Genomic DNA, 19,351 nt, shown 5'->3' with positions numbered 1-19,351 from the left:
CAGTCAGGAGGGATTCTCTGGAGAGGTGTAACAGGCACGAAAACGTCACGCGGCCAGAAGAATCGCTCCCTCTGGCCGCATAGCTGAATAGGCGGTGCCTCACTCAACGTGTCGTCCGATGCTTGATAACGTTCGTTTTCACGCCCTGTTATCGGTTTGGTGGACGATAGGCACCCTTTCTTTTGGCATCATTCCAGATGTTATGAGCGATATATTTGCCAGTGAGCAACGCCATCATAACCAGTTGAATGAGCAACACAAGCTATCATGCACTATCCATGCCAATCACCCAAAACAACAAATAACTAACTGATTATTAATAATTTTTATTTTATCCTTCACCGAGAAATCAATGACCCGGAATGCAACACATGGAAATACGCGCAAAACAGACGGTTTATGTCGCTAAAAACAGACAGCTTTATGGATCCATCAAACCCCTTATATAAATCAATTAGTTATATGTCACCCATTAGAGACAATAAAAAACCAATCCGTCGCAAAAAAACGACACGCCGAGAAAACAGCTATAAAAAAAGGAGCCGAAGCTCCTTTCTCTCAGTCACATTCACTTAGCCAAGCTGTCTGCGTGCATTGCGGAACAGACGCATCCACGGGCCATCCTCACCCCACTCTTCTGGGTGCCAGGAATTGCTAACGGTACGGAACACGCGCTCAGGGTGCGGCATCATGACGGTTGCCCGACCACTGGTGCTGGTGACCGCCGTAATACCATTTGGTGAGCCATTTGGGTTAGCCGGATAGTTCTCGGTTACCTGACCATAGTGATTAATGTAACGCAGCGCGACCAGCCCCTGCTCTTCCATCGCCGCTAAATGCGCATCATCGCGCACTTCAACCTGTCCTTCACCGTGTGAAACCGCAATTGGCATACGCGACCCTGCCATATCATTCATGAACAGCGACGGGCTTTTCTCCACTTCGACCAGACTAAAGCGTGCTTCAAAACGGTCGGATTTATTGCGTACAAAACGCGGCCAGAGATCGGCACCTGGAATCAGTTCACGCAGATTGGACATCATCTGGCAACCGTTACAGACCCCTAGCGCCAGCGTCTGAGGACGTAGGAAGAATTCAGCGAATTCATCACGCACGCGGGAGTTGAACAGAATAGATTTAGCCCAGCCTTCACCCGCTCCCAGCACATCACCGTAAGAGAAGCCGCCACAGGCTACCAGTGCCTGGAAGTCCTGCAAGTTACGGCGGTTCGCCAGCAGATCGCTCATATGAATATCGATCGCATCAAAGCCCGCGCGGTGGAACGCCGCCGCCATTTCGACGTGAGAGTTCACACCCTGCTCACGCAGAACGGCCACTTTAGGCCGGACATTCTTAGCGATATACGGCGCCGCAATGTCTTCCTGCGGATCGAAAGTCAGGGACACGTTTAAGCCGGGATCGTTGTCATCCTGTCTGGCGATGTGTTCCTGATCGGCACACTGCGGGTTATCACGCAGGCGCTGCATCTGCCAACTGGTTTCCGCCCACCAGCGGCGCAACGTCGAACGGCTTTCCTGATAGACCGCTTCCGCACCTTTATTGATAGTGAAACGCGTACCTTCTTCAGCGTGACCGAGGTAATGCACGCAATCGGCCAGACCATGCCCAGCCAGAACGGCCTCCACTTCAGCACGACGTGCGGCAGGAATCTGAATGACAGCGCCAAGCTCTTCGTTGAACAGCGTCGCCAGCGTATCGTCGCCTTGAGACGCGATATCGACGGTCATGCCGCAATGCCCTGCAAACGTCATCTCTGCCAGCGTAACCAGCAGGCCGCCGTCTGAACGGTCGTGGTAAGCCAGAAGCGCTTTATCCGCAACCAGTTGCTGTATGGCATTAAAGAAGCCCGCCAACTGTGCTGGGCTATGAACATCTGCCGTCTTACGACCCAGTTGACGATAAACCTGTGCCAATGCCGTCGCACCCAGTGCCTTATTGCCAGCCCCCAGATCGATCAGCAGCAGCGCATTATCCTGTCCGGTGCGCAGTTGTGGCGTTACCGTATGACGCACGTCTTCCACACGAGCAAATGCAGAGATGACCAATGACATTGGCGATGTGACCGCGCGTTCTTCATCGCCGTCCTGCCAGCGGGTTTTCATCGACATGGAATCTTTACCGACCGGGATCGTCAGACCCAGCGCCGGACACAGCTCCTCGCCCACCGCTTTCACCGCATCGTACAACCCGGCATCTTCGCCTGGGTGCCCGGCAGCCGCCATCCAGTTCGCTGACAGCTTCACGCGGGTCAGCGGGCCGATGTGCGTGGCAGCAATGTTTGTCAATGCTTCACCCACGGCTAAACGCGCGGAGGCCGCGAAATTACGCAGCGCGACTGGCGCACGTTCGCCAATAGACATCGCCTCGCCGTAATAGCTATCAAGGCTGGCGGTCGTCACCGCACAGTCAGCCACTGGCACCTGCCACGGCCCCACCATCTGATCGCGAGCTACCATGCCGGTCACAGAACGGTCACCAATGGTAATCAGGAAGGTTTTTTCTGCCACTACCGGCAAGTGCAGCACGCGCTCGACGGCTTCAGCCAGATAGATTTCGTCACGCTGTAGTCGCGTGCCTTCAACCTGCTTGCGTTCCACGTCACGCAGCATCTTCGGCGTTTTACCCAGCAGCACATCCAGCGGTAAGTCGATAGGCTGGTTGTTGAAGTGACGATCGTTCATCGTCAGATGCAGTTCTTCCGTCGCCTCGCCGATCACCGCATAAGGTGCACGCTCGCGACGGCAAATTTCATCAAACTGTGCCAGTTGTTCTGGCGCAACCGCCAGAACGTAGCGTTCCTGCGATTCGTTACACCAGACTTCCAGCGGGCTCATGCCCGGCTCGTCGTTCAGAATATCGCGCAGTTCAAAGCGACCACCGCGACCACCGTCACTCACCAGTTCCGGCATCGCGTTGGACAAACCGCCAGCGCCAACATCGTGGATAAACAGGATGGGGTTCGCTTCACCCAACTGCCAGCAACGGTCAATCACTTCCTGACAGCGACGCTCCATTTCCGGGTTATCGCGCTGTACCGATGCAAAATCCAGATCCGCATCAGACTGACCTGATGCCATAGAAGACGCCGCGCCGCCGCCCAGACCGATATTCATGGACGGCCCGCCCAGCACAATCAGCTTGGCTCCGACGCTAATTTCGCCTTTCTGAACGTGATCGGCGCGGATATTGCCAATCCCGCCCGCCAGCATAATCGGTTTATGGTAGCCGCGCAGTTCCGTGCCGTTGTGGCTATCGACACGCTCTTCATAAGTACGGAAATAACCGGTCAGCGCCGGACGACCAAATTCGTTGTTGAAGGCCGCGCCGCCTAATGGACCTTCGGTCATGATATCCAGTGCGCTGACAATGCGTTCTGGCTTGCCAAACTCTTCTTCTTCCCACGGCTGGATAAAGCCAGGAATACGCAGGTTCGATACGGAAAAGCCGACCAGACCCGCTTTCGGCTTGGATCCTCGGCCTGTTGCGCCTTCATCGCGGATTTCACCGCCAGAGCCGGTGGCCGCCCCCGGCCACGGGGAAATTGCGGTCGGGTGGTTGTGCGTTTCCACCTTCATCAGGATATGAGCATCTTCCTGATGGTAAGCATATTGCCCGTTGGTATCCGTATAGAAACGCCCGACAGCGGAACCTTCCATAACGGCGGCATTATCTTTATAGGCAGAGAGAACGTGATCGGGCGTGTGTTCAAAGGTGTTTTTGATCATTTTGAACAGCGATTTCGGCTGAGCGGTGCCGTCGATCACCCAATCTGCGTTGAAAATCTTGTGGCGGCAGTGTTCAGAGTTCGCCTGTGCGAACATATACAGTTCAATATCGTTAGGGTTACGTCCCAGTTTGGTGAAGGCGTCCAGCAGATAATCAATTTCATCTTCCGCTAATGCCAGCCCCAGACGAATGTTTGCGTCTTCCAGCGCCTGACGCCCTTGCAACAGAACTTCAATGCGTTTGAAAGGTGCCGGTTGATGATGAGAAAACAGCGCTTCCGCCTGTTTCAGGTCGCTAAATACGCTTTCCATCATCCGGTCATGCAGCAGTGCCCCCAGTTGTTGCCACTGTTCATCGCTCAGCGTTGGCGCATGAATATAGAAAGCCAGACCGCGTTCCAGACGCAGCACTTTGTTTAATCCACAGTTATGAGCGATATCCGTTGCTTTAGAAGACCACGGAGAAATGGTGCCGGGACGCGGCGTGACCAGTAACAGATGGCCTTGCGGCTCGTGCTCCGCGAGAGAAGGACCATACTTCAGCAAACGTGTCAGTTTGGCCTGTTCATCGTTGTTCAGCGGGGCGCTGACATCGGCGAAATGTACGTATTCAGCATAGATATCGCTGACTGGCAAAACGTGCTCTTTGCAACGGACCAGCAATTTATTAATACGAAAAGCCGATAAAGCAGGTGAACCACGCAGTATTTCCATAATCTAAAGTTCTCTCGTCTTCGATGCACTGGCTGTGATACAGCCATGGGGCACAACAGGGGGGAAACGCGCACATTATAGAGAATCCTTCCCTCGGACGAAACCGTTTGCGTGGCGATAATTTCACTTCGCCTCTGGCAAATGATGAATCGGTGAGCAAATCAATAAAAGTTGCACACTGGCGGTTTGTTAAGCAAAATGCCCCCACTCTGGGAAATGACGTATAAAAAAACTGCCGTTACAGACAGACTGACCACACGGTCGCCGAGAGATAACCATTTGAAACCTTTAAAATTAAATTATTTTTTCATCGGGATTATCACGTTACTGCTGGCGTTAGCGCTGTGGCCTAGCATTCCCTGGCGCAGTAGTCAGGATGTTCAGCTCCGGCAGATCCTTTCACGCGGCGAGTTACGTATTAGCACCGTTAATTCACCGCTGACTTATGCAATGAGCAATGGATCCCCGACAGGTCTGGATTACGAACTGGCAAAACGTTTCGCCGATTACCTCGGCGTCAAGCTGGTGGTGTCGTCACGTAAGAATCTTGATGAACTGTTTGACGATCTGGACGGTAACGATGCCGATCTGTTGGCTGCCGGGCTGATTTATAATCACGAGCGTTTGGAACGTTTCCGTGCCGGCCCAACCTACTATTCCATTTCACAACAGTTGGTTTACCGCCTCGGATCGCCCCGTCCGAAAACACTGGATAAGCTGCAAGGCCGTCTCGTCGTCACATCCGGCTCTGCTCACGCGACTACGCTGCGCGATCTCAAAGCGGAAAAATACCCGCAGCTAAACTGGGAATCCGCCTCCGATCAGAGCACGCAGGAATTACTGAAGCAGGTTGCCGATGGCAAGCTGGACTACACGCTGGGTGATTCCGTCACCATCGGGTTGATGCAGCGCATCCATCCCCAGCTCGCCGTCGCCTTTGATCTCAGCGACGAAGAACCGGTCACCTGGTATATGCGCCGTTCGCACGATGACAGCCTGTCTGCCGCCCTGCTGGACTTCTTCAGCCAGATTGTTGAAGACGGCACGCTGGCACGTCTGGAAGAGAAATATCTCGGTCACGTTGGCGAATTTGACTACGTCGATACCACCACGTTCCTGAGCGCGATTGATGAAACGCTGCCAGATCTACGCCCGCTGTTCGAAAAATACGCCACCGATATCGACTGGAAGCTGCTGGCCGCCATCTCCTATCAGGAGTCACACTGGAACCCACAGGCGACCTCCCCGACCGGCGTTCGTGGGCTGATGATGCTCACGCGCAACACCGCTGAAAGTCTGAACGTTACCGATCGCGTCGACCCTGAGCAAAGTATTCGCGGCGGCGCGCAGTATATGTCGCACATGATGCAGAAAATGCCGGATACCATCCCAGAGGATGAAAAAATCTGGTTTGCGTTAGCGTCCTACAACATGGGATACGCCCATCTGCTTGATGCGCGTAAATTGACGGAAAAACAGAAAGGGAATCCCGACAGTTGGGTCGATGTGAAAATGCGCCTGCCGATGCTGAGCCAAAAGCGTTATTACACTCAAACCACCTACGGCTACGCACGGGGACATGAAGCCTACAACTACGTGGAAAACATTCGGCGCTATATGGTGAGTCTGGAAGGTTACCTGATAGAAAAAGACGCCAAAGCGCAGCAGCACACCCAAATCGCACAGGGCTATCCGGCGGTTCCTCTCAACAAGGTGCCGGAATAAGCCTGCATAAAGGAAGAAAAACACCGCGACGCCAGCACGAGTACTGATTACTTCAGCCTCATTTTAGGAGAAACACGGGGCGTGGTTCCCGCCGGGACACCTCACCTCGTGTTTCTCAGTTCTTAAACGATCGGCGTTAGGCTACGGCTGCGAGGCGTTTTTCTCGGCTGCACGTCGGGCTTTATGCTGTTCACGGCGCAGACGGAAAAACGTGCTGAGCGTTGCGGAGCATTCATCCGCCAGAATGCCGGATTCAATCACAATCTGATGATTCATACCGGGGTGGCGCAGAATATCCAGCAGCGACCCCGCCGCCCCCGTTTTCTCATCTGATGCGCCGTAAACCAGGCGGCCAATGCGGCTGTGGATCATCGCGCCTGCACACATGATGCACGGCTCTAGCGTGACATACAGCGTGGTCTCCAGCAGGCGGTAGTTCTGCAACACCTGGCCTCCCTGCCGCAGCGCCATAATCTCCGCGTGCGCGGTAGGATCGTGATGCCCTATCGGCCGGTTCCACCCTTCTCCGATCGCTTCATTATCCCGCACCAGCACGGCACCAACCGGCACTTCACCTTCATCCTGAGCACGCTGAGCCAGCGTTAATGCATGGCGCATCCAGTATTCATCGTTACGCAGGCTACTCACGTTTCCTCACTCAATTCGTCATATTTTGGCGGCGCATTATACCTAGATGAAAGGATGAAAAAATCATTCCAACTGTTGCAAGCGGCCTTCGGGCGTTACGCGCCAGCGATGTTCGCAAAAATAGAGCAACGGATTGTCCTGCTTACTGTCGCTGTAACCGCTGTAAAGTTTGAGCGGCGCGCCCAAACGCTGCTCCATCTGCACGACTTTTTCATGTCCAAGGCAACGCAACGTCAATACCCAGCCGCCGTAGCGACGGGTAATCTGGCTCCCCATTAGGCGAACGCCGGGCAGAAAAGGCGCATCGTGATAGACCTGCTCCACCAATCGCTGTGGCGATCCGGTCACTAGCCAGACCTGCGCCTCGCTGTCTTCAAGATAGCTTTTCAGCCGCTGCTGCACCTGCGGAAAAGGGATAACAGCATGACGAAACGCGCTGACAAACTGCTTTTCCAGTTGAACCAGCTTGTCTTCATCACGCCCAAATGTAATCGCCCACAGCAACCCGCTCATCGGCCACCGTGCCGCGCGACCGCGAATCAATAATCCCAGACCGATAACGGGCAATAGCGGAATAACCAGGATAAGATTTAGCGGCAACCGACGAATCAAGAAACGCAAAAAGCTGCCAAACATATCTTGCTGATGCAATGTGCCATCCAGATCGAAAAAAACAATGCGTTGTTCTCGCTTATCACTCAAAACGTTTCTCCCGACTTACGTCACAATAGTCTTATCCGTTAATCAGCGCCTCACGCAGATAGCCGTTGTGCTGTTTCAGACGTTCACGCGCCGCTTCCACGTCAATATTCGCCAGCAGCATGAGAATCGCCGGCTTCACGTCATTATCCGCCTGCTCCAACGCCTGCCGCGCCCTGTCCCTTTCAACGCCTGTGGCTTCCACCACAATCCGACACGCCCGATCCAACAGCTTCACATTAGTGGCTTTCACATCGACCATCAAATTCTGGTACACCTTCCCCAGCTTAACCATTACACCAGTAGAAATCATATTCAGGACTAATTTTTGCGCCGTTCCCGATTTCATCCGTGTCGAGCCGGTTAAGGCCTCGGGGCCAACCACCGGAGAAATCGCCACCTGAGCTTCCTGCGCGATAGGCGAATGGGGGTTACAGGAAATCGCCGCTGTCCGGCAGCCTATACCGCGCGCGTAGCGCAACGCGCCAATGACATACGGCGTCCGGCCTGATGCCGCCAGGCCAATTACCATATCGGCAGCAGTGACATCCAACGCTTTCAAATCTGCCGCCCCAAGTGCGGGATCGTCTTCTGCGCCTTCTACCGCTTTTAGCAATGCGCCCGGTCCACCTGCAATCAGGCCGATAACCACCCCATGCGGCACACCAAACGTCGGTGGACATTCTGAAGCATCCAGCACGCCTAAACGGCCGCTAGTGCCCGCCCCCAGATAGATCAGCCGTCCACCCGCCTGTAGCGAAGCCGTCGCCAGATCGACAGCTTCAGCAATGGCGGGTAAAACCTGCGCAATTGCCTCCGGCACTTTCCGATCTTCCTGATTAAATACCTGCATCATCTCCAGCGTAGAAAGCTGATCCAACGTCATCGTTGCCGGATTTCGCGTTTCGGAAACCAGTCTCCCTAAATCCAGATTTTCTTTATCCATCATGCCTGAACACATTCCGCTACCTCATGCTATATCAGCGTGCTATACGCCGATGACAAACCATCGTTTTCACCACTATACTGCTTTTGGGGTGTGTAAAAGTACGCTATTGTGCATAACATTATCGGCTTCACGTTCCACCTTCATCTCGCAAAGCAAACAGAGAAACCTCAGTGCGGCTCCCCAAATTCGGGCTATCCGGTAACAAGCTTTTCTTTATTAGCTGTCTGCTGTTTCTGCTGGCGGGTTCTCTGCGTGCTGACTGGGATTTTATTACTATTCATCAACGTACCGAGCAGCTTTATGGCCCGGCAACGCCCGATGCCCGCCGCCGGATAGACGAATGGCAAACGCTGTTGGCCGCTTCCCGTAACAAAGAGGAAAAGGCGTTGCTGAGCAGCGTGAATCAATTTTTCAATGACCGCATGCTGTTTCGCGATGATAGCGTCATCTGGAATCAGGAAGATTACTGGGCCACCCCGATTGAAGCACTGCGTAAAGGTGCCGGGGACTGCGAGGATTACGCGCTGGCCAAGTATTTTACGCTGCGCCATTTAGGCGTCCCAGCCGACAAATTGCGCATCACCTATGTTAAAGCTCTGCGTCTGAATAAAGCACATATGGTGCTGACCTATTATCCCACGCCGACCTCGATTCCACTGGTGCTGGATAATCTGACCGATAAGATCCAACCTGCGACAGAGCGCAATGATTTGGTTCCGGTGTATGCCTTTAACGGCGGCGGCCTGTGGTTGCCGGGAGCCAGCGGCAGTAATAAACGCGTCGGTGACAGTAAACGGCTTTCACGCTGGCAGGATGTATTAACCAAAATGCGTGCCGAAGGGTTTTCAATTGAGGAGTAAAGGTAGGCTATGTCTCTATACAAACAATTACTGATAGCCATCTGCCTGTTTGTGCTAATCATTTTCAGCGGGAGTTTTTTCGTCAGCCTGGAAAATTCGCGTGGGCAATACAATAACCAGCTTCACTCTCACGCGCAGGATGCCGCGACCGCCCTCGGGCTTTCACTGACGCCGAATATTGATGACCCGGCGATGGTGGAACTGATGGTTAGCTCGATTTTTGACAGCGGCTATTTTTCCAGTATTCGCGTACGAGACTTAAAAACCGGCAACGTCACGCTGGAACGCACCGCATCACCGGATGTCCCTGATGTCCCGCTCTGGTTTGTCCGGCTAGTCAACCTTCAGCCCGGTGCAGGAGAGGCCATCGTGATGCGCGGTTGGGAGCAGGCGGCAAAAGTTGAAGTGGTCAGCCACCCGATGTTCGCGGTAACCCGACTGTGGCGCAGCAGTACGGCCTCTTTCCTGTGGCTGCTAGGCTGCGGCACGCTGGGCGTGTTTATCGGCGCGCTGTTCCTGCGCCGTCAGCTACGCCCGCTTGACTACATTGTCGATCAGTCGCTGGCGATTACCCGTCGTGAATTCCTTAGCCAGCCGGATTTACCCAATACCCCTGAATTCCGTCGCGTCGCACAGGCGATGAACCTGATGGTCAGCAAGCTCAAAACGCTGTTTGAAGAGGAAGCAGAACGCAGCGAACGCTTGCGTCAGGAAGCCTATCAGGATCCACAAACCGGATTGAATAATCGCCGTGCGTTTGACATGCAGTTCAGCGACAAGCTGGCTGATGAGGAAACCGCCCCCGGCTTTCTTATTATGATTCGCGTGCAGGATCTGGCGGGCATGAACCAGCGTCTGGGCGGCCAACGTACCGACGCGCTGTTAGCCTCCGTCGGGCATATCCTGCGTAACGCACAGAAACAGCATACGAATGCAGAGAGCCTGCTGGCGCGCATCCGTGGGGGAGAATTCGCGCTGTTTTGCCCCGGTCTGGTCGATAAAGAAGCCCATGCGCTGATTGACGAACTGACCCGCAGCATCGAAACCTTACATCTGACGGGCGAAACCGATGTCTCCCCTGTCGCGCAATTCGGCATGGTGCCCTTCCGCCCCGGAGATACCGCACAATCCCTGTTTGTTCAAGGGGATCAGGCGCTCACACGAGCCGAAAGCAATACCGACACCACCGCGCCTTACGAGATTCCGCCCGTCAGTGCCGAACAGATCGAAACCGATCGCCATCGATGGTTTAACCTCCTTGATCCTATTTTGGAACAGGAACGGTTACAGCTTTTTCTGCAACCTGTCGTGGCCTGTGACGATCCCAACCAGGTTTTGCATCATAAGGTACTGGCTCGTATTCAGGATGAACAAGGGAACAGCATCGCCGCAGGTCGTTTCCTGCCGTGGATCCAACGCTTTGGCTGGGATACCCGGCTGGATCAGACGATGCTGCGCGAAGTGCTGGACTATCTGCGCCAGCACGATGGTAATCTGGCATTAAGTCTGTCCGGCAGCACCGTTCTGGACCTCCGCCTGCTCGCCGACCTGCTTGCCCCGCTGAAGCATCAACCCGACGTCGCCAGACGGCTGATTCTGGAACTGGATGAGAACCAATTGCCAGACATCGCCCAACTGGAAGCCTTGATCAGGCTGCTGAATGAGCATGGCTGCGCGCTGGGGTTACAGCATTTTGGTGGACGCTTTAATATGATCGGCAACTTGTCCCAGTGGGGACTGGCTTACCTGAAAGTCGATGGCAGCTACATTCGCAATATCGATCAGGAAGACGATAAGCACATGTTTATCGAAGCGCTGTATCGTGCGACCAACAGTATTGCGCTGCCGCTCATCGCCGAGCGCGTTGAAACCGCAGGTGAATTGCACGTACTTCAGGAAATGGGATTACAGGGTGCGATGGGACGGCTACTGGGTGAACCCATGCCAGCCGTCAGAAGCTGACGCGATGCCATGTTAATACGTACGTAAAACTATCCCGGTGTTCTCTACGGCAATGAAGCCGGGATAGGCAGTAATGTCTTGTCTCATCAAAACATGTCTCTTATCAAAACATTGTTTCTTCATCATCACCAATCAGCTTGTTCAATCCGCCATTCAGCGCTTCACGCGCCTGCGCACGATTGATCAACTTCAGTTGCGCCGCCTGAGGGAAGTCGGTAATGCTCACCACGCCTTTCTGGATCAAAACCTGAATGAGATCCTCCAGCACGCGCACCATTTCCAGATCGCTTTGCCGCAGTTGCTGTAAGCTGGACATCGCTGCCTGATGGCTGCGGAACCAGGCCTGCGCTTCACGCGAATCGTCAGGGAGTTCGCCATTCATGTCAGGAAAAGGACGCTGCTCTACCTTTATCAGATGACCATCACCGTCGCGCTGGATATAAAACATTTTCGGAGTCCCTTTAATTGCGTGATAAAGAAAGCAGCCAGATAGGCTAATGTAGACCGTTTAAGCATCGAGATACCGGGGGCGAGCACAGGAACTGGGCGAGTAAATCTACGCTTAAGTGAACAGCATTAACCAGATTGGCTTCTTATCCCCTTGTTGTCAGCTAGACGGTTCAGGCTTACTGACCAGACTCTCCAGCGACGGTAATGCGCCGTTATAATGTTCCAACGTAATCGACACCGCAACCGTCCCGCCTTTATCCGCCGTAAAGTTCCCTGCGGTACTCACTTCAATCATCGGCGAACCGTGATTATCGGTGATGCGAATGTAGCGGCTGATATCGGTGCCGTCCTCCAGTTCGCCGACCAGATCGCTTAAATCAATCCGATCCCCCTCTTTGGCGTTAAAGTCTTTGATCACATCATTGCCAATGTCGCCCGCCTGCCACTTAAAGGTATCTGCGCCAGCGCCACCCATCAGCGTATCGCCCCCTGCACCACCAATCAGGATGTCATCCCCCGCGCCGCCATACAGCAGATCGTTACCCTCTTCGCCAATCAGCGTGTCATTTCCACCCTGACCAAAAAGAATATCATTTCCTGTTCCACCGTTGAGGATGTCATTGCCATCTTTCGCCGACGAGAGATCAAACTCAGCGCTATGTGCCGAAATGTAGCTATTCATCTCTTTCGCGGTCGGTACACCCGTTTGCATATCTAATTGCTTGCCAATGTAGTTCTGCAAGGCAGTAATACCATTACCATCGATATTCGGGAACGACACCACATCACCGAACAGAATGTCATTTCCCAACCCACCATTCAGTTGGTCATTACCCGCAGGTATCGACTCGCTGCTCCCTAAAATGGCTTTATTGAGGTTAGCAGGATCGATATGATCCTGAACCACACCGTCCGTGTCGTAGCGTTTCAGCGTATCGGCATTTAAATCAGCGCCAATACCGATAGCTTCAATAGTGGATTGCATTTTCAGCAAGTTAAAGGCCTGAGTCGCATTCGTATTACTGGCAGCCCGGTTATCCCCCCAGTAGCCGCTGTTATTACCTACGCCACCCAGTGAAGAGATTTCATAGGTTCCATCCCCCTGCGCATGTACTTGCCCGATGACTGTCCCGACGACTTTATTTTTGCTGTCGCTCCAGGCGTATTGATAAACGTTACCGTTACTATCAATGACCTCACGTACGGCACCGCGAACATCCATAGAGTAAGACTGCCCAAGGGTGTAGGTAATATTGTCGATGTTCAGCGACTGCCACCAGTCACTCACGCGTACTTCATTGGATTCATTGGTCTGGTAGTAGGTCGGCTCACCATCGGTAATAAAATACGTCAGGTTATTGCCCACATTATTTTTCACCGTGTCGCTCTGAAACCAGTTTGCTGTCGTCTTGAATACATCTTCGTAGTTGGTGCCGCCTCCTGAAGCCGACCCACCAACCATTGAATTCAATACGGCGGTCAGCTTATCCAGCGCATTGGTATCGTTCAGATTTACGGATACGGTTTTCCCTACCTGCGTATCAAAGTCAGCGAGGAAAACGTTCACCGTCCCGGCATTCACACCGCTAGCGCTATTGATCAGGCTTTTGAACAGATTACTCAACGACGTACGCGTATTTTCGATATCCGTTGACGACATACTGCCGGATGAGTCAACCATAAATGCAATGTTGTAATTCTGCCCTTCAATGATCTGCAAACCCGATACATCCGCCACCATCACATCGTGACTATGTGTACCGGACATATTGTCATCGCCTATCGCACCAACGCTCATTCCATACTGCTCAACGCCGCCAGCAGAGTAGCCAGTCGCGGTATCGTGGTTGGCGATTTCTGTCGATGTCGCCTGCGCCACCACGTTGAACTTACCGGCATCAACTGGCACCTCAAGGGTGATCGTCCCTGCCAGCGTCTGTGCGTTGCTGGCATTTTTGATGAGATAATACCCATCTGCGCCAACGGTATACGTCACATTGTTAATGTGGTCAGTCAACACCGTCCCCTGCGGTATTCCTGTTAGCGTGATCCCTGACAGGGTTTCACTGCCGTCGCGATCGGTCAACGCCGCCGAAACATCCAGCGTATGCGTCTGCGTGCCTGCCTGACCGGGCACCGTTTCCACCGTCGTGCTGTTAGTGCCCGGAGTGTACGTCGTACCGTCGCTGTAGATCACGCCTTCAATATTGTTGCTGACCTGTGTAGTGAACGAGCCTGACTTACCGCTGCTATCGGTATAGTTGACCTTCAATCCATCCAGCGTGTTGACCGACGTATCCTGATTGTTATTCGTACTGTAGGTTGCACTGTAGGTGTAACCTGCTTCCTTCATGACAAACACATAGTCAGAATGGGCACTGCTGCCGTTATTCGTCCTGTTACCGTTAAACGAATCCAGATCGCGGTGATCTTTTCGATCGGCAGGCCAATCACTCTGTCGATAGAAATACCCGCTGTTGGAATGCACAACGAAGATATCACTGTAGCTACCCTCCCCGCTGGTATTGCCCTGACTGTAGTAGGCCACTTTGCCCGTGCCGACCACCGTGGGTATCGGATCCCCTTCAGTCAACCAGACGCGAACACCACTGCCCACAGCAACGATTTTCCCATTTTGAACGTCAAAGCCACCGTTAGCACTACCGCCATTGACCTGAATAATTTCCGCAGAGGTTGGCGTCGTCGCCCCGCTGGTGATGCTTAGGGTCACTACTGGCGCATCGGCCACTGGCGTAATACCCACATGCAGCGCGGCCTGATTGCCCGTATTACCCGCGATATCGATAGGCTGATAACCCACATCCCCCAGCGATGCACCCGAGATATGACCCACGGGCATGAAACGCAGATCGGTGTTATCAGTCGTAAAGGCTTGCCCAACCGCGACCGCTTTCCAACTTCCATTATCATTAAAATAGAGCGTGCCAGCGCTGGCTGGCGGCAATGAGGAAATGACGATGCTGGTGGTATCACTCGATACCACCAGATCGCTCCAGTCAATCGATAGCGGCGTATCTTCCGTACCCGACACCGTATTGTCCTGTGCCACAGGCGGGGTAATATCCATGATGGCTTGACTGCTATCATGCGCCTGATTACCTGCCGCATCGGTCGCCGTGGCCCCTGCGGTAATTTTGCCTTCCGCTAACGTGCTCAGATCGACAGTCGTCTGCCATTTGCCATTCATCACAGGCACGTCGTGCAACGTCACCGACTTACCACTCACATCGGTAAAGACCAGCTCGACCGTCTTCTCGCTACTGGTGCCGCTGACAAGCGTATTTTTTGACTCACTCTGGTTAATATACCCATCGTTATCGGCAAAATTCGTAATACCAATGTCGGGGGCAGTCATATCCACACCATAGGTATGATGGGTATTCGCCGTTATAACATTACCCGCCGTATCACGCAGGGTGACCGAAGCACTCACATCCGCATTCGCCGCCAGTACCGAACCCGGCACATTTACGTTCCAGGTTTTATCGGCATTCACCGTGGTCTGGTAGGTCTCGGTGCCGACGGTAACCGTCACCGCATCTCCGGCGTTGACGTCATTACCGACTTTACCGGTCACCGCGATGGTCTGGCCGGACTCGGCGGCATTAATCACGTTATCCGACGTGACATTATCAATAGCAATCAACGCCGTTGGCGCAATGGTATCCACACCATAAGTGTGATTAGCGTTCGCGGTAGTCACATTACCAGCGGTATCGCGGGTGGTGACCGAAGCACTCACATCACTATTGGTCGCCAGTACCGACCCCGGCACATTCACACTCCAGGTTTTATCGGCATTCACCGTGGTCTGATAGGTCTCGGTGCCGACGGTAACCGTCACCGCATCTCCGGCGTTGACGTCATTACCGACTTTACCGGTCACCGCGATGGTCTGGCCGGACTCGACAACGTTAATCACGTTATCCGACGTGACATTATCGATGGAGATCGAGGCCATTGGCGCAACGGTATCGACACCGTAAGTATGGCTGGCGTTGGCGGTGGTGATATTACCGGCTGGATCACGCGTCGTGACCGTGGCACTCACATCGCTATTGGCAGCCAGTACCGACCCCGGCACATTTACGTTCCAGGTTTTATCGACATTCACCGTGGTCTGGTAGGTCTCGGTGCCGACGGTAACCGTCACCGCATCTCCGGCGTTGACGTCGTTACCAACCTTACCGGTCACCGCGATGGTCTGGCCGGATTCGGCAGCGTTAATCACGTTATCCGACGTGACATCATCAATAGAGATGGATGCAGCTGGCGCAATCGTATCGACACCGTAAGCGTGACTGGCATTGGCGGTGGTGACGTTGCCTGCCGCATCACGCGTGGTGACAGAAGCACTCACATCCGCATTCGCGGCGAGTACCGAACCCGGCACATTCACACTCCAGGTTTTATCGGTATTCACCGTGGTCTGATAGGTTTCGGAGCCGACGGTAACCGTCACCGCATCTCCGGCTTTCACCTCATTACCAACTTGACCCGTTACCGCGATGGTCTGCCCGGACTCGGCAACGTTAATCACGTTATCCAACGTGACATTATCGATAGAAATCAACGCCGTTGGTGCCACCGTATCGACACCGTAAGCGTGGCTGGCATTGGCGGTAGTGACGTTGCCTGCCGCATCACGCGTCGTAACCGTGGCGCTCACATCCGCATTCGCCGCCAGCACCGAACCCGGCACATTCACACTCCAGGTTTTATCGGCATTCACCGTGGTCTGGTAGGTCTCACTGCCGACGTTAACCGTCACCGCATCTCCGGCGTTGACGTCATTACCGACTGTACCCGTTACCGCGATGGTCTGCCCAGATTCGGCAACGTTAATCACGTTATCAGCAGTGATATTATCAATAGAAATCAATGCCGTTGGCACAATCGTATCGACACCGTAAGCGTGACTGGCGTTGGCGGTGGTGACGTTGCCTGCCGCATCACGCGTGGTGACCGTGGCACTGACATCGCTATTCACCTCCAGTACCGAACCCGGCACATTCACATTCCAGGTTTTATCAGCATTCACCGTCGTCTGGTAGGCCTCGGTGCCGACGTTAACCGTTACCGCATCCCCGGCTTTCACCTCATTACCAACTTGACCCGTCACCGCGATGGTCTGGCCGGATTCGGCAGCGTTAATCACGTTATCCGACGTGACATCATCAATAGAGATGGATGCGGCTGGCGCAATCGTATCGACACCGTAAGCGTGGCTGGCATTGGCGGTGGTGACGTTGCCTGCCGCATCACGCGTGGTGACCGAAGCACTCACATCGCTATTCGCCGCCAGCACCAAACCCGGCACATTCACATTCCAGGTTTTATCAGCATTCACCGTCGTCTGGTAGGTCTCAGAGCCGACCTTGACCGTCACCGCATCTCCGGCGTTGACGTCATTACCGACTTTACCGGTCACCGCGATGGTCTGCCCGGACTCGGCAGCATTAATCACGTTATCTGACGTAACGTTATCAATAGAGATAACAGCGGCTGGCGCAACCGTATCCACACCGTAAGCGTGACTGGCATTGGCGGTGGTGATATTACCAGCGGTATCGCGGGTGGTAACAGAAGCACTCACATCCGCATTCGCCGCCAGCACCGAACCCGGCACATTTACGTTCCAGGTTTTATCGGCATTCACCGTGGTCTGGTAGGTCTCGCTGCCGACGGTAACCGTCACCGCATCCCCGACTTTCACCTCATTACCGACTTGACCCGTTACCGCGATGGTCTGGCCTGATTCGGCAACGTTAATCACGTTATCCGACGTGACATCATCAATAGAGATGGATGCGGCTGGCGCAATGGTATCGACACCGTAAGTGTGACTGGCGTTAGCGGTGGTGACGTTACCGGCTGGATCGCGGGTGGTCACGCTGGCACTCACATCGCTATTCGCGGCGAGTACCGAACCCGGCACATTCACGCTCCAGGATTTATCGGCATTCACCGTTGTCTGATAGGTCTCGGAGCCGACAGTAACCGTTACTGCATCCCCGACGTTGACGTCATTACCGACTTTACCCGTCACCGCGATGGTCTGCCCGGACTCAGCCGCATTAATCACGTTATCCGACGTGACATTATCGATGGAGATCGAGGCCATTGGCGCAACGGTATCGACACCGTAAGTGTGATTAGCGTTCGCGGTAGTCACATTACCGGCGGGATCTCGGGTGGTCACGGTGGCACTCACATCCGCATTCGCGGCGAGTACCGAACCCGGCACATTTACGTTCCAGGTTTTATCGGCATTCACCGTCGTCTGGTAGGTCTCGGTGCCGACGTTAACCGTCACCGCATCTCCGGCGTTGACGTCATTACCAACTTGACCCGTTACCGCGATGATCTGGCCGGACTCGGCAACGTTAATCACATTATCCGACGTAACGTTATCAATAGAAATCAACGCTGTTGGCGCAACAGTATCCACACCATAAGTGTGATTAGCGTTCGCGGTAGTCACATTACCGGCGGTATCACGCGTGGTGACCGATGCACTCACATCGCTATTCGCCGCCAGTACCGAACCCGGCACATTCACGCTCCAGGTTTTATCGGTATTTACCGTGGTCTGGTAGGTCTCGGTGCCGACGCTAACCGTCACCGCATCTCCGGCATTAACGTCATTACCGACTTTACCGGTCACCGCGATGGTCTGGCCGGACTCGGCCGCATTAATTACGTTATCGCTGGTAACGTTATCAATTGAAATTGAAGCAACAGGAGGCAGGGTGTCCACCGTGACCGCATCACTTCCCCCCAAGCCTGGAATACCCGAGTCATCGGTGTAGCTGCCATCCGGAACACTAACGCGAACTTCTCCCTCAAAATCGGTGGCAGGTGTCAGTGTCGCCGTCCAGCGCATAGGATCGTTAGGATCCTGCACCAAATTTGTTACCGTGCCATTGGTTACGGTGATATCACTAAGATCAAAACCTACAGGGGGTTTTGTGAAAACGAAACTGATTGTGCCATCACCATTTATGACAAGGGTGACAGAAGACGGTGTGATATCGGTGGTTTCTGTTGTTGTAACAACCAACGAGGAGATACCTGCGCTTTCCTGAATGGGGGACGTTATGTCAGTAAGCGACAGGCTAGTTGTCTCGTAACCACTCAAGGGAACATTCACGACATCAGCCGTTAAATCCAATACGACCGTTGAATGCCTACCGCCGCCGTCTCCCGCTTCTCCTACATCGTCATTACCTGCGGCAGTGGCCTCTAACACTTGTGTTGGGTCAGCTCCCTGGGCGATAGCATCTTGTATAGCCGCGACATCATTAGCGACATCCCCGTTTTTCTGAGGAAACGCGCTGATCACATCGCTCCAGCGGCTATCTCGCCCCAGATCCAGGGTTTTACCATCAGGTAATGTGATTGAAACTGCACCGTCAGCGCCAGTGACCACTTCTTCACCGCTATAAATCCGATCGCCAGCAACCAGCAATCTCAGGCTTCCATCAAGCGCGACGATAAAAACATGTCCAATAACGAATTTAATGACGCCAATCACACCGTTCAAAATTATTTCTCCTTGATATCTTTAATTATTT

Annotated in this window: 9 protein-coding genes; 3 read left to right on the top strand and 6 right to left on the bottom strand. The window is 53.7% G+C overall.

The features are described from left to right. Positions 1 to 572: 572 nt before the first annotated feature. On the bottom strand, positions 573 to 4,460 hold the full coding sequence (purL, locus tag OI69_RS16425) for a phosphoribosylformylglycinamidine synthase (RefSeq protein ID WP_039352807.1): 3,888 nt from the start codon (positions 4,458 to 4,460) through the stop codon (positions 573 to 575). A gap of 216 nt (positions 4,461 to 4,676) precedes the next feature. On the opposite strand from purL, the gene mltF reads away from it, so the two are divergent. Then, positions 4,677 to 6,185 (top strand): membrane-bound lytic murein transglycosylase MltF, encoded by a 1,509-nt coding sequence (mltF, locus tag OI69_RS16420; RefSeq protein WP_039352804.1) that lies wholly within the window; start codon positions 4,677 to 4,679, stop codon positions 6,183 to 6,185. A gap of 141 nt (positions 6,186 to 6,326) precedes the next feature. Here mltF and tadA read toward each other — a convergent pair whose 3' ends face one another. The 3 genes from tadA to murQ form a co-directional block, all read right to left on the bottom strand. Further along, complete coding sequence (gene tadA / locus OI69_RS16415) at positions 6,327 to 6,833, bottom strand: tRNA adenosine(34) deaminase TadA (protein WP_072034314.1); 507 nt, start codon at positions 6,831 to 6,833, stop codon at positions 6,327 to 6,329. A 63-nt stretch (positions 6,834 to 6,896) separates the two neighbouring features. Beyond that, the gene (gene yfhb, locus OI69_RS16410; RefSeq protein ID WP_039352801.1) at positions 6,897 to 7,535 is read right to left on the bottom strand and encodes a phosphatidylglycerophosphatase C; all 639 of its coding nucleotides are present in this window, start codon (positions 7,533 to 7,535) and stop codon (positions 6,897 to 6,899) included. Positions 7,536 to 7,566: 31 nt separating this feature from the next. Continuing rightward, a complete protein-coding gene (gene murQ, locus OI69_RS16405) occupies positions 7,567 to 8,493 on the bottom strand; it encodes an N-acetylmuramic acid 6-phosphate etherase (protein WP_080752654.1) in 927 nt (308 codons plus the stop codon). A gap of 158 nt (positions 8,494 to 8,651) precedes the next feature. Between murQ and lapG the strand changes: the two genes are divergently transcribed. Together lapG and lapD are read left to right on the top strand one after the other, a co-directional pair. Beyond that, complete coding sequence (lapG, locus tag OI69_RS16400; RefSeq protein WP_039352798.1) at positions 8,652 to 9,341, top strand: cysteine protease LapG; 690 nt, start codon at positions 8,652 to 8,654, stop codon at positions 9,339 to 9,341. 9 nt (positions 9,342 to 9,350) lie between these two features. After that, on the top strand, positions 9,351 to 11,303 hold the full coding sequence (gene lapD, locus OI69_RS16395) for a cyclic di-GMP receptor LapD (RefSeq protein ID WP_039352795.1): 1,953 nt from the start codon (positions 9,351 to 9,353) through the stop codon (positions 11,301 to 11,303). Positions 11,304 to 11,406: 103 nt separating this feature from the next. Here the strand turns inward: lapD and OI69_RS16390 are convergent, their stop codons facing one another. Beyond that, positions 11,407 to 11,751 carry a hypothetical protein gene (locus OI69_RS16390; RefSeq protein WP_039352792.1) on the bottom strand — a complete coding sequence of 115 codons (345 nt, stop codon included), beginning with the start codon at positions 11,749 to 11,751 and terminating at the stop codon, positions 11,407 to 11,409. A 159-nt stretch (positions 11,752 to 11,910) separates the two neighbouring features. Continuing rightward, positions 11,911 to 19,311: a retention module-containing protein gene (locus OI69_RS16385; protein WP_235319710.1), complete on the bottom strand. Its 7,401-nt coding sequence runs from the start codon at positions 19,309 to 19,311 to the stop codon at positions 11,911 to 11,913. Positions 19,312 to 19,351 lie beyond the last annotated feature (40 nt).

Source organism: Pectobacterium fontis, from assembly GCF_000803215.1.
GTDB classification, from domain to species: Bacteria; Pseudomonadota; Gammaproteobacteria; order Enterobacterales; family Enterobacteriaceae; genus Pectobacterium; species Pectobacterium fontis.
The sequence above is the reverse complement of the archived record's forward strand: the minus strand, read 5'-3'. Positions and strand labels throughout refer to the sequence as shown.

Excerpts from the sequence above, each read along its gene's own strand:
- purL (WP_039352807.1), bottom strand. The coding sequence starts at position 4,460 with ATGGAAATACTGCGTGGTTCACCTGCTTTATCGGCTTTTCGTATTAAT.
- mltF (WP_039352804.1), top strand. The coding sequence starts at position 4,677 with ATGACGTATAAAAAAACTGCCGTTACAGACAGACTGACCACACGGTCG.
- murQ (WP_080752654.1), bottom strand. The coding sequence starts at position 8,493 with ATGTGTTCAGGCATGATGGATAAAGAAAATCTGGATTTAGGGAGACTG.
- lapD (WP_039352795.1), top strand. The coding sequence starts at position 9,351 with ATGTCTCTATACAAACAATTACTGATAGCCATCTGCCTGTTTGTGCTA.
- OI69_RS16390 (WP_039352792.1), bottom strand. The coding sequence starts at position 11,751 with ATGTTTTATATCCAGCGCGACGGTGATGGTCATCTGATAAAGGTAGAG.